At 36.4% G+C, this 12,528-nt stretch carries 14 protein-coding genes; 10 read left to right on the top strand and 4 right to left on the bottom strand.

Annotated features, from left to right (window positions below; all coding sequences use genetic code 11):
* Positions 1-126: 126 nt before the first annotated feature.
* The 4 genes from NYQ66_RS16435 (at position 127) to NYQ66_RS16420 (ending at position 2,974) form a co-directional block, all read left to right on the top strand.
* Entirely contained in the window at positions 127-729 is a 603-nt protein-coding gene (locus NYQ66_RS16435; RefSeq protein WP_259870979.1) for a DedA family protein, read from the top strand.
* A 250-nt stretch (positions 730-979) separates the two neighbouring features.
* Positions 980-2,065 carry a type III polyketide synthase gene (locus NYQ66_RS16430; RefSeq protein ID WP_259870977.1) on the top strand — a complete coding sequence of 362 codons (1,086 nt, stop codon included), beginning with the start codon at positions 980-982 and terminating at the stop codon, positions 2,063-2,065.
* Complete coding sequence (locus tag NYQ66_RS16425; RefSeq protein WP_259870975.1) at positions 2,065-2,592, top strand: isoprenylcysteine carboxyl methyltransferase family protein; 528 nt, start codon at positions 2,065-2,067, stop codon at positions 2,590-2,592. Before NYQ66_RS16430 ends, NYQ66_RS16425 begins: the two co-directional genes overlap by 1 nt.
* A 109-nt stretch (positions 2,593-2,701) precedes the next feature.
* The gene (locus tag NYQ66_RS16420) at positions 2,702-2,974 is read left to right on the top strand and encodes a DUF6123 family protein (protein WP_259870974.1); all 273 of its coding nucleotides are present in this window, start codon (positions 2,702-2,704) and stop codon (positions 2,972-2,974) included.
* 6 nt (positions 2,975-2,980) lie between these two features.
* Here the strand turns inward: NYQ66_RS16420 and NYQ66_RS16415 are convergent, their stop codons facing one another.
* From NYQ66_RS16415 to NYQ66_RS16405, 3 genes are all read right to left on the bottom strand, one after another.
* Positions 2,981-3,376, bottom strand: a complete 396-nt coding sequence (locus NYQ66_RS16415) for a ribonuclease HI family protein (protein ID WP_259870972.1) — start codon at positions 3,374-3,376, stop codon at positions 2,981-2,983.
* 51 nt (positions 3,377-3,427) lie between these two features.
* Complete coding sequence (locus tag NYQ66_RS16410; protein ID WP_259870970.1) at positions 3,428-4,111, bottom strand: queuosine precursor transporter; 684 nt, start codon at positions 4,109-4,111, stop codon at positions 3,428-3,430.
* A 142-nt stretch (positions 4,112-4,253) separates the two neighbouring features.
* A complete protein-coding gene (locus tag NYQ66_RS16405) occupies positions 4,254-4,454 on the bottom strand; it encodes a cold-shock protein (RefSeq protein WP_259870968.1) in 201 nt (66 codons plus the stop codon).
* 851 nt (positions 4,455-5,305) lie between these two features.
* Here NYQ66_RS16405 and NYQ66_RS16400 point away from each other — a divergent pair.
* Positions 5,306-6,178: a DUF72 domain-containing protein gene (locus NYQ66_RS16400; protein ID WP_259871514.1), complete on the top strand. Its 873-nt coding sequence runs from the start codon at positions 5,306-5,308 to the stop codon at positions 6,176-6,178.
* Between the two features lie 11 nt (positions 6,179-6,189).
* Positions 6,190-6,801, top strand: coding sequence for an HD domain-containing protein (locus tag NYQ66_RS16395; protein ID WP_259870966.1), 612 nt, complete (start codon positions 6,190-6,192; stop codon positions 6,799-6,801).
* 105 nt (positions 6,802-6,906) lie between these two features.
* Here the strand turns inward: NYQ66_RS16395 and NYQ66_RS16390 are convergent, their stop codons facing one another.
* Complete coding sequence (locus NYQ66_RS16390) at positions 6,907-7,974, bottom strand: C40 family peptidase (RefSeq protein ID WP_259870964.1); 1,068 nt, start codon at positions 7,972-7,974, stop codon at positions 6,907-6,909.
* A 222-nt stretch (positions 7,975-8,196) separates the two neighbouring features.
* Here NYQ66_RS16390 and NYQ66_RS16385 point away from each other — a divergent pair, with 222 nt between their 5' ends.
* From NYQ66_RS16385 to ltrA, 4 genes are all read left to right on the top strand, one after another.
* Positions 8,197-8,946 carry an anthrax toxin lethal factor-related metalloendopeptidase gene (locus NYQ66_RS16385; RefSeq protein WP_259870962.1) on the top strand — a complete coding sequence of 250 codons (750 nt, stop codon included), beginning with the start codon at positions 8,197-8,199 and terminating at the stop codon, positions 8,944-8,946.
* 22 nt (positions 8,947-8,968) lie between these two features.
* A complete protein-coding gene (locus NYQ66_RS16380; RefSeq protein WP_259870959.1) occupies positions 8,969-9,928 on the top strand; it encodes a thymidylate synthase in 960 nt (319 codons plus the stop codon).
* 17 nt (positions 9,929-9,945) lie between these two features.
* The gene (locus tag NYQ66_RS16375; protein WP_259870956.1) at positions 9,946-10,434 is read left to right on the top strand and encodes a dihydrofolate reductase; all 489 of its coding nucleotides are present in this window, start codon (positions 9,946-9,948) and stop codon (positions 10,432-10,434) included.
* Positions 10,435-11,121: 687 nt separating this feature from the next.
* Positions 11,122-12,447, top strand: coding sequence for a group II intron reverse transcriptase/maturase (ltrA, locus tag NYQ66_RS16370; protein ID WP_259867358.1), 1,326 nt, complete (start codon positions 11,122-11,124; stop codon positions 12,445-12,447).
* Positions 12,448-12,528: the final 81 nt, after the last annotated feature.

Genomic DNA, 12,528 nt, shown 5'->3' with positions numbered 1-12,528 from the left:
TGCATCTACTATAAACTTTATTGTATTGTTCGGGTGATAATATTAAATTACAAAAAACTTGAGATACTAGTTTCGGATTCGTGTTGGTATCAACGACGAAATTTGGAAAACTAAAGGGAGCATACGATGGAAAGCTGGTTAACATCTATTATAAATGAGTATGGATATATGGGGATTATGTTCTTAATTGCATTTGAAAATATTTTTCCTCCTATACCTTCAGAAGTTATCTTAACATTTACTGGTTTTATGACTACAACAACTAACCTTACTATTATAGGTGCTGTCCTGTCATCGACAGCAGGCTCTTTGCTAGGAGCCATTATATTATATTTAATAGGGTTTCAACTAGGTATAGAAAAACTAGAAAAGATTGTAGATCGCTGGGGGCGTATTTTAAGGTTAACAAAAAAAGATTTATACAGGGCTGATCGTTGGTTTGAGAAATACGGTGCTTGGACGGTCCTTTTTTGTAGATTTATTCCAGTAATACGTAGTTTAATTTCCATCCCTGCTGGTATAACAAAAATGAATATAGGTATATTTCTTCTTTTTACTACATGCGGCACGCTTATCTGGAATGTAGTCTTGATTTACTTAGGTGCTTCGGTTGGTGCTTCTTGGGAGGAAATCGTAGAGTACTTAGAAATATATGAAAATGTAGTTTATGTGGTTTTATTTATATTGGTAATTATAGGCTACCTCTTGTTTAGGGGAAAGAAAAAGTAATTATTTATCTACGCTTGGTGCTAAGAACTGTATCCTATACGATTTAGAGAGGTTGTCAAATTGGCAATCTTTTTATTTTGATTTAAACAGTGATGAAAGGGCTGATCGTTACACTGTTAATGGTGTTTATTTCCCACCCAGATCAGTTTGAGAATATACAATAAAAACAGTAGTCACAAGAGACTCTAAAATGCCATTCATATTATAGTTTTTAATAGGTCATACTAAGATAAAAAAAGGTGTCGGTAATATGTCCTATATTTGTTCAGTCGGAACAAGCATCCCTTCGTTTAATTTAAAACAAGAAGAAATACAGTCTTTTATAAAAGGTATATTTCAACGTCCAATGCATGAAATGGAACGGTTGCTCCCTGTCTTTGAAAATGCTTCTGTCTCTAATCGTCAATTTGTTGTGGATAAAGATTGGTTTGCAGAAGACCACTCTTTTAAAGAGAGAAATGAATTATATCAAATGAAAGCAATTGAGCATAGTGTGGACGCGATTGATCAGTGTCTAGCGGAACCAGATTTTCTAAAAAATCCAATTCCGTATGAAGCTATTGATGCAATTATTTTTGTTTCTAGTACAGGTGTCTCCACTCCATCTATTGATGCTTATATTATGAACGAAAGAAGTTTTCGAGATGATGTTATCCGTATGCCGTTATGGGGCCTTGGTTGTGCCGGGGGAGCAAGTGGCTTGGCAAGGGCTAATGAATGGCTTTCGTTTAATCCAAAAGGATCGGTATTAGTTGTAGGTATAGAACTCTGTGGTTTAACATTCCAAAAGAATGATCATAAAAAAAGTAATTTTATTGGAACTGCATTATTTGGTGATGGAATCTCTGCCGCATTAGTACTAGGTGAATCTTCTCCTTTTTTACGAGAAAGGAAGAAAGCTTGTCCTGTAATGGCGAAATCTAGTTCTAGATTAAAGAAAAATGCGGTAGATGTAATGGGATGGGATATTACGGATAATGGTTTTGAGGTTGTTTTTGCAAAAAGTATCCCAACGTTAGTTGAAAATTTTTGGAACGACCATGTGCACTCATTTTTAGATCAATTGGGTTGGTCGAAACAAGAATTGTCATTTTTAGTTGCACATCCGGGAGGTAAAAAAGTCTTGCAATCAATTGAAGCGGTATTAGACGTGTCACAAAAAGAATTAAAATATTCCTATCAGGTGCTAAAAAACCATGGCAATATGTCCTCCGTTACAGTGTTCTACATTTTAAAAGAATGGATGAAAGAGGACCTAAAGGGCGGAGAACGAAGCTTACTTTCTGCGCTTGGACCAGGTTTTAGCTCAGAATTATTAAGTTTGGAGTGGATGTAATGGCAACGTGGTTGTTTCTTCTATTTTTATTTTTAATCGGACAGAGGATTGTCGAGTTAATTATAGCAAATCGAAATGAGAAATGGATGAAAAAGCAGGGTGCATATGAAATTGGTGCTGATCACTACAAATGGTTTGTGGTTACCCATTCTATGTTTTTGGTGTTTTTATTGATAGAAAGTATCTACTCACCTATATCTTTATCATTTAGTGATGCATTGCTTTTTATATTTTTGTTCGTCTTTCTCACTACACAGTTGTTTCGAGTTTGGTGTATTTATTCTTTGGGAAAGTTCTGGAACACCAAAATAATCGTTTTGCCCGGTTCAAACTTAGTAAGTCGCGGTCCATATCGATGGATTAAACATCCGAACTATCTGATTGTAGGGATCGAATTGTTTGTCATCCCACTTCTTTTTCAAGCTTATTTGACAGCATTATTGTTCCCAATCTTACATTTACTTTTATTACGAGTGAGAATACCAATGGAAGAAAAGGCGTTATTTGATGTGACAATTTCGGATTAAAGAACACGCGTGTTTGGGGTCGACAAACGAATGTTCGTACTTTATAATAAGGGTAATTCGACAAAAGATGCATTACTTTTTATTTTTTAGTAGCAAAGGTGGCTTTTATATGGACAGGCACGATCAATTAGCCAACTATATAGAAGATTTATGGGCAAAAGGATTTAAGCTAACCGACGAGGAAATTCGATTTATCTACTTTGGCAAAAGGTACACAGCGGCCCCAGATTGGAAAATTAAGATGGCTTTAAAGCTTACACTACAAATCCAATTAAGCTTTGACCGAAGTTTTTACATAAGTCTTTTAGAATTGTTAAATAAGGATTCCATCCAAACAAATGCAGAAGCCAGAGAGATACTAAGAGACAAAGGGTTTGTTTAACCGAAATTATTTGTCTCTTTGTTGAATGGCATTTCTAGCAAGTTTATCCGCATTTTTATTTTGTTTTTCTGGAATCCACTTAATAAAGAAATATGGAAAGTCCTTAGCATTTCTTTGAACCATCTCCAATAATGGTAAGAATTTACTGTTTTTTGTAAATTCTTTCTCAATCACGTCTACAACTAATTTTGAATCACTCCGTACAGAAACAATCTCATTAGGAAACTGTTCTTTACATATTTCTAGTGCCTTTATAACAGCCCAAAACTCTGCTTCGTGGTTAGATAAATTACCTAGAAAATATTGATATTCATATTGTTCTGAACCTTTTTTTATGTAAATTCCTGCACCGCTGGGACCTGGGTCACCGCTCGCTGCTCCATCTGTATAAATTTCAATCATGCTTATTACCTCTTTCGTAAGCGTATAGAAAGAGGGCAAGAATGCCCTCTATTAAGAGTTTTCATTAACCTTCATTCGTTTTGCTAAGTACAAGAAAGGTGTATCTATTGCAGCAACTATAAACTTAATAATATAAGTTGTAAAGAATAATTGAATCCATATTTCGAATGGATATACAAAGAAGAATGCAATAAAACAGAAAATAAAACTGTCTAACAATTGACTTATCATTGTACTTGCATTATTTCGAATCCATAAGTGTTTTTCGCTCGGTAAGGCTCGTTTAATTTTAGAATAAATCCAAACATCAAAATATTGGCTTATAATGTAGGCTGTTAGACTTCCAATTGCTACGTTAGGTATGAGATCAAACAAGGTTGTCAATGATTCTTGGGCGAAGTCATCAGCATGTGGTGTAAACTGTAAGGCGATCTGCATCATTATTGTCATTGCAATTAATGTAGCAAACCCCATCCATACTGCTTTTTTTGCTTCCTTCTTTCCGTACTTCTCATTGAGAATGTCGGTAGCAAGAAACGCTGTGCCATAAATAATATTTCCAAGCGTTGCCGTCAAACCAAATAATTCTACAGTTTTAAGCACTTGGATATTTGCAACAACCGTAGACATTCCAATCCAAACAAATAAACCTGGCTTACCGAAGAAGCGGTACATGATAATTAAAAGACTAAAATTTACTAACGCGAACAAGATCCATAATAATTCATTAATCAAAAATATTCCTCCTTAGTTTTGATATCGCGGGAGTTCTCGAACCGCGGGTGTTTTCACCACAATGAATAGTATGACATAAAATTACAGCTTATAACAAGAAAAGGCGGTGATCAGGTAGGATCACCGCCCATTTATTTTTATATTATTTTTTTGTTACGTTCGCTGCTTGAGGTCCACGATCTCCATCTACAATTTCGAAAGTAACTTCTTGACCTTCTTCAAGTGTTTTGAAACCTTCTTCTTGGATAGCGGAAAAGTGTACGAATACATCATTTCCTTCTTCATGTTGGATAAATCCATATCCTTTTTCTGCGTTAAACCATTTTACTACACCATTTTGCATGTAAATAATCCTCCTAAACACTTTCACGTAATACGTGTTAATACAAACAAGATGACGGTAAATAAAAAAGGCAGCTTTCTTTAGAAGCGTAGGATCATAATTCATCCACTTCTAAAGAAGCTACCTGTCATTAATGAATCCAAACATCTTCTTTGCTTGAGTCAAATATAGCTTATTTTAGATTGCTAGTCAAGAAATTGGAAGTGAAAAGAAACGAAGGAATTCCATGGTTTTTCGGCCATATGCTCCTTTATTCGACATTCTATTACTCTACTAAACTGTTGATGAAATTCAGACTACCTACAACATCAATACCATAAGTTATGTCGCAGTATTCATATAATGTGCAGTTATATTTATTTGATTTTGTTAAACAGGTGTGTGCTATAACGCCGCTTCGTCAGAATACGTCGCTTTCCGAGGAGGAATCACGAAAAATCCCAAAACCAGATTTTTCTAAGTTCAGATTCCTCTTGCGGGCACGGCCTCAGCTAACTCAGTCACAAAGTGCGTTCCTGAGTGGATCTTCGGCTCGCGCTGTTCCCGCACGCAGAATAAGGAATGCTTCAGACCGAGGAGTGTCGCCAATTTCACTTGTTTCGCTAGTAACTGCATCTTGTATATGTATTGCCTAGTGATACAAGTGAAGTTGAAATATTACTAACAAAAATCGCAAGATGAACTTGTTTTTTAGATTTATATAAAGCTAGCGGAGTGTATTTCCGGAACGGTAGAGCAGTATTATCATCTTTAGTTACTGCACAGTATGGATCAAATACGAAATGACAAGGCACTAAAGTTTACGAAATTAGTCAATAAAAATATACTATAGGAGACAATAAAGGTTGAAAATGAAAGAGGGGTTGTTTGTGTCTATTTTGATTGGATTAACTGGTTGGGGAGATCATGACAGCTTATATATGGAAAAAGGTGCTACCCGCAGGAAATTAGAAGTTTATAGTTCCCATTTTCCTGTAGTAGAAGTAGACTCGGCTTTTTATGCCATCCAAACCCCATCCAACTATGAAAAATGGGTAAGTCAAACCCCTAAAGATTTCTCTTTTGTCATTAAGGCACATCAATCAATGACTGGCCATGACAGAAGTACAATGACAAATCAACAAGCTAAAGAATTGTTTAAAGCATACATAGATTCAATTCAGCCAGTGATCCAAGCGAAAAAGCTAAATGCCATTCTTTTTCAATTTCCACCATGGTTTGATCTAAATCAAAAACATATTCAAAAATTAAGAAAGATAAAAAGTTTAATGCCCGACTTACCATTAGCGTTAGAATTTAGAAATCAGAGTTGGTTCAAAGACGAAAACCGAAGTGCTACGCTACAATTCATGAAAGAAGAAGGATGGATTCACAGTATTTGTGACGAACCACAGGCGGAAGAAGGATCTGTTCCACTGGTATTAGAGTCAACCAGTGATTTAAAAACATTAGTTCGTTTTCATGGTAGAAATGTACATGGATGGAATCGCAATGGTCGTGATGATTGGCGAGAAGTTCGTTTTCTTTATGATTATAATGAAACAGAATTAAAAGAGTGGGTCTCAAATATAAAACAATTGCAGAAAGATACGAAAGAAATTACGGTCTTATTTAATAATAATTCTGGTGGGCATGCTGCAGGGAATGCCAAACAGTTGATAGAACTTTTAAATATCACATATGATAATTTGAACCCAAAACAAATGGATATATTTCATTTTTAGGAGAGTGTGTAATGACTACAGTACTAGATCAGATAAAGGCATATGTTTTTCAATTATTTCATGAAGATGCAACTGGTCATGATTTTGAACATATGAAAAGGGTGGCCACGATGGCTAGAAAACTAGCAGAGGAGGAAGGAGCAGATTCATTTATCGCTGAAGCGGCAGGATGGCTACATGATGTAGGTGATAGAAAGTTGTTCCGAGATCCAGATTTGGCTCTGCAGAAATTAACTGATTTCTTATCTCAGATAGACCTATCAGAAGAACAATTTGAATTAATAGACTTAGCTATGAAAGACGTTTCGTTTAGCAAAGGGAAGGTTCCAGAAACTTTGGAGGGGAAAATTGTTCAAGATGCAGATCGTTTAGATGCAATTGGAGCTATTGGGATAGCCAGAACATTTGCATATGGAGGTAGTAAAGGAACGCCACTATTTAGCGAAGATCAAAAAGTGACAAATACATCGGTTCAACATTTTTATGATAAGTTATTACATTTAAGAGGTAAGATGAATACGAACGCTGCGAAAAAAATTGCAACGAAGAGACATCAATATATGGAAGCTTTTTTAGAGTGTTTTTATGATGAGTGGTATATGGACAGGAAGGAAGGCAGATAAACAAAGCGATTAAAGGACAGTTAATCTTTTGAGCGTAAAGATTAACTGTCCTATCACTTTAACCTACAAATCAAAGTCCTAATTTTCGGGAACTCTTTTTTACATTTATTTTTCAACGACTACTCTTTTTGCTCCTAGGTATCGTTGTTTCCAATAGGAATTATTCATATCACTTACTTCTACTCCTCTGGATTCTCCAGCATGGATAAACTGCCCATTACCGACATAAATCCCCATATGGGAGGGTCCGGCTTTGTATGTTGAATAAAATACAAAGTCTCCTACGGAAAGATTTTCTACAGGTTTGGTCATATTCCATATGTCCGTTACTGTCCTTGGAAGTTTTATATCTACTTGATTGAAAACATATTGAATAAATCCACTACAATCAAACCCTCCAGGTGATTCACCACCCCATAAATAAGGTGTACCTATAAACTGTTTTGCTGTACTAATTAAATTAGAAGTACTGTAATTTTGTTGACTTTTCACTTTTTCCACTTTTTTTGTTTCATTTTTGGCAGTATCTTCCGTTTTCTCTTGTTGTTCTACATTTTCTTTTGGAGCCTGTTGTTGTGTATTTGATTTATTCGTAGTTGTCTCTGCTTTATAGATCGCATCTATGGTTTTTTCATTCACTTCCTTTTCTACAGCTAACCCATGATCTTGTTGAAAAGCTTTGAGTGCTTGATCCGTCATAGGGCCATAAATACCATCAATATCCTCTTTGTAATATCCAAAGTAATGTAATGCGTTTTGAATGACCTCAATATCTTCTCCAGTATCTCCAGGGTGGTAGGTAGTTTCTATGTTTCGAAGAGGTTCTAAGTATTTCGCCCGTTCTACGACCATAATTTTAGTTATGGTTTGTTCATCTGCTTTTCCATTTACACTCAACTGATGTACTTTTTGGAATTGTTTTAAAGCATATTCGGTTAACACACCGAATTCACCGTCAATGGATTTGTCATAGTAGGATAGCGTGTTTAGTTTATGTTGGAGTACTCTGACAGCATCGTTATGTTGCCCATATTCGAGCATACTGGATTCTTCTAATACTTCATTCTGCAACATTGGATATGCATCTACATAAAAGGAGAATGGTTGGCTAAGTACAAATCCATAAGCCATTGAATGCTTTACGACTTGTTGTACATTTCCGTTAGTAAGCATGTAAAAAGCTCCCCTTTCCTTTCCATTTGTGTTCTCTTATCAAGGTTTATGTTTTTTATTTTAGAATATACCGGAATTTAGTAAACGAAATATTTTTGTAATATGTTACAATAACAGTACCTACTTTATGATTGGTTTAGGATTTTGTTAGTTAAATAGATATAAAGAACAAAACCAAACCGAACACATGTGAGTAAATAGATATGTGCTTTTACAAACAAAATGATGAAAAAAATAGGGAAACAAATAAAGGTTATTGTTATCATTTTATTCTTTTCATTTCTTCCTTATGTAGAAATAACAAAACCGTTTCACGGTATTATGCTTAATCAAGCTAAAGGTTATGAAGATATACTGCAGCTACAAACGCTCACGAATGCTGATCTGTTATATCGTATAATAGTGATCCCGGAGCGTATAAATGATCCAAAATCCTTAAGTAATATGGTAGAAAGAATCAATCGAATAGACCGACCAATATTAGAAATGTTAGAAGAACAAGGAATTATCGTTCGACTTTTCGAAGGTAAATTAACGGACGAGCCACTTTTGTACTATTTAAAATGGGATAATCCTCGTGGTTGGGAAACAAAGGTAACTTGGGAAGAAGTTCCAGGTTCTGGTGGTAGTTGGTTAATATCAGCTAAAATAGGTGCAAGCATGCCTGGAAGTGGACATGGTTCTATTAATTTAGAATTACATGAAATTGGACATACCGTTTATCGTTTATTAATGACAGATCCTAGCTATATTGTCGACATACAACATGTATGGAATCAAGAAGTCAACATCATGTTCCCAGAAAATGAGTACTTTCAAACATATGCCACTGAGTATTTCTCGGAAATGTTTGCTTATTATTATATGAATGAACAATCTCGTGATCTAGTAAAAGAAAAAACACCGTTAACGTATGAATTGTTCAATCGTTTTAAAACGTTAAATACTAACAATATTAATAGATATTTTTAAATGTAAAAAGGGGAGTACGATTATGGTGACAGGTGAACAAGCCTATTTAGATCTATGTAGAACGGTTTTGGAAAACGGTAACAAGAAAGAAGACCGTACGAATACAGGTACATTTTCTGTATTTGGACACCAAATGCGATTTGATTTGTCAGAAGGATTTCCGCTTCTAACTACGAAACGTGTTCCTTTTCGCTTAATTGCAAGTGAATTATTATGGTTCATCAAAGGTGATACAAATATAAAATATTTGTTGAAATATAATAATAATATTTGGAACGAATGGGCGTTTAAAAAATGGGTAGAAAGTGAAGAGTATAATGGACCTGATATGACTGACTTTAGCAATAGAAGTCAGATTGACACAGCATTTCATGCATTATATAAGGAAGAAATGGAGAAATTCAAGGAAAGAGTTTTAGTTGATGACGCTTTTGCTGAGAAATATGGTAATTTAGGCTCCGTCTATGGGCAACAGTGGCGTGCCTGGAAAACTTCTCAGGGGGAGACTATTGATCAATTAAAACAAGTCATCGAAGCTATTAAGCATAATCCGGATTCAAGAAGACACATGGTGACGGCATGGAACCCAGAAGATGTACCAAGTAATATGGCTTTACCACCATGTCACACCATGTTCCAATTTTATGTTGCTAATGGCAAACTGTCTTGTCAACTTTATCAACGAAGTGGAGATGTATTTTTAGGTGTGCCATTTAATATTGCTAGTTACGCATTGTTAACACATTTAATTGCACATGAATGTAATTTAGAGGTAGGAGAGTTTATTCACACATTAGGTGATGCACATATTTATTCGAATCACTTGGAACAAGTGAACACGCAATTAGGACGAGAGCCAATGCCTTTCCCTACCCTTAAATTAAGTAAAGACGTAACATCCGTATTTGACTTTGAGATGGAAGACATGGAAATTGAAAACTATGCTTCACATCCTGCAATAAAAGCACCAGTTGCTGTTTAACTAAGAGGAGGTAACATATGATTTCTTTGCTCTTTGCAATGGATCAAAATCGTGTCATTGGTTATAAAAATGATCTGCCTTGGAGGCTTCCAAATGATTTGAAGTTTTTTAAAAATTTAACAACATCAAATAATGTGATCATGGGCAGAAAAACATTCGACTCTATGAATGGACCACTACCTAACAGAGAGAACATTGTTATTACGAGAGATGAGTCTTTTCAACAGGAGGGTTGTGAAGTAATCCACTCCATTGACACTATTGTGGAATGGGACAAGCAGAATCCTGAGAAAGAGTTTTTCGTGATTGGTGGAGGGAATATTTTTGAACAAATTCTTCCTTATGCTGATAGAATGTATATGACTTATATAGAGGAATCGTTTCCTGGAGATACGTATTTTCCTGCATATAACGAAAAGAAATGGACAATCACAAATAAAGAAAAAGGCACAAAAGATGAAAAAAACCCATATGATTACTACTTTATTCAATATGATCGGGTTTAGCTAGCAGAAAGAGATGCAAGTTCAAATGCATCTCTTTTGTGCGCTTGGCAGCGCATCGGACTAATGGGTGAAAGTCCCAAACACACCGTAGTGGCGGAAGTGTATAGCTGACAGGTAGTGCATTGTCCGTGAGGAAGTGTGCGGAGGACCTGAAGGCAAAACCTGGAACAGGCGACAATTCAACCGTGTTGGCTGGTAGAGTCGGATAACCCTGCAAAAGAAGGGAGTGTCCTATTCCACAAGAGGACTCTGCTAGTTATGAGGACTGGATTCAGGTGAAAGCCCGGTGACGTGACCCAAGGAGATCTCATCGTCTCCACATTGTGGTAACCTTCAATCAAGTCTGGGATGGACAAGATGAAGTTATGGGTGGTAAGAAGTCAGAGCAGGGGATAGTAGTGATCAAGCTTACTGGAAAAGTCGCAAAGGTAAGTGACTTAGTACTTTGTTACTGAGAGGAGCCCTCTAACCTAAAAGGTAGGGACTTTATGCGAAGCCCGTCTGTCCGTGGAAGAAAAACCGAGTTATCTTAGAATATGTCATGTCCATACAGAAACCGATAGGACAAATCCGTAGATTCGGGGTCGAACAGAAGGGTAGACCGTATGGGGCGTAGTACTTGTGAAACTGCTGATATTGCCGAAGTTGGGCTAGTCAATCAACAGAATGAAAGGAAAGAAACGGAACATGAACGGAAAAGAAGACAAACAAGGTTTTCGTGAGGGAGCAAAGACCCCACAAAAGAGAAAGTGGTATAGTCTCATAGATAAAATATGGGTAATGCCAAACATGGAGGAAGCCTTTAAAGAGGTTAAAAGGAACCGTGGAGCCGCAGGGGTAGATGGAATAACAGTTAAGGCTTTTGAATTTGGAGTGGAGGATAATGTACAAATCCTTCAACGTGAATTACAAGAAAAGACATACAAGCCGAGACCAGTTAAACGTGTATATATTCCGAAGGCTGATGGTTCAAAACGACCTCTAGGTATCCCAACCGTGAGAGACCGAGTAGTACAGGCTTCTGTACGTAGAATAATAGAACCAATCTTTGAAGCTAAATTTCTTGATTGTAGTTTTGGCTTTAGACCGAATCGAAGTGCACATATGGCATTAGATAAAGTCCGAAAGGATTTAATGGATGGTTATGTGTATGTAATTGATGCAGACCTAAAATCATACTTTGATACAATTCCGCATGATAAACTAATGTCGTTGGTTAGAGAAGAAATAGTGGATGGAAGTGTTATTGGATTACTCGAGAGTTTCCTCCAAGCAGGAGTTATGGAGGGTGGCAGTTTCCACTTAAACGAAAAAGGATCTCCACAGGGTGGTGTCATCAGTCCGCTACTTGCGAACGTATATTTGCATCCGTTGGATGAACTTATGACAGAGAGAGGGCATCGCATTACAAGATATGCAGATGACTTTGTCATCTGTTGTAAATCACAAAAGGGTGCTGAGCGAGTACTCAAGTCAGTTACTCGATTCCTTGAAGAAAAGCTTGGGCTTATAGTTCACCCGGAAAAGACTAAGATTGTAAATAATATGAAAGAAACATTTGTCTTTCTTGGACATGAATTTAAGAAGGGTTACTGGGTTAAGCCTTCAGAAAAGTCAATAGAGAAGTTTAAGACTAAAATCAAGGAAATTACAAAACGAAACCAAACGATTAATATTAGAGTTTTGGTAAAAGAGAAACTAAACCCTTATCTACGTGGATGGGGAAACTATTTTGGACACTGGCATACAAAGACAATGTTTACTGAATTTGATAAGTGGATTAGAAGAAGATTGCGGTCAGTACAACTTAGGAGTTGGCGGAAAATAAGAAAGCTACATAGGGAATTACGTAGAAGAAAATGGGAAGGAGAACTTCCACGCTTACGAATGTACGCTTGGAGAAGTTCGAAATGCACACCAGTGCATACAGCACTTTCCAATAAATGGTTTAGAGAAATAGGTCTCGTATTTCTTGTGGATATTTACAATGAACATCATCCCCAACGGGGATAATCGCGGAGGAGCCGTATGCGAAGACCCGCACGTACGGATCTGTGAGAGGCGCATGAATAAAATTCATGCGCCTACTCTATT

This window comes from Aquibacillus koreensis, from assembly GCF_025154055.1.
GTDB classification, from domain to species: Bacteria; Bacillota; Bacilli; order Bacillales; family Amphibacillaceae; genus Aquibacillus_C; species Aquibacillus_C koreensis.
The sequence above is the reverse complement of the archived record's forward strand: the minus strand, read 5'-3'. Positions and strand labels throughout refer to the sequence as shown.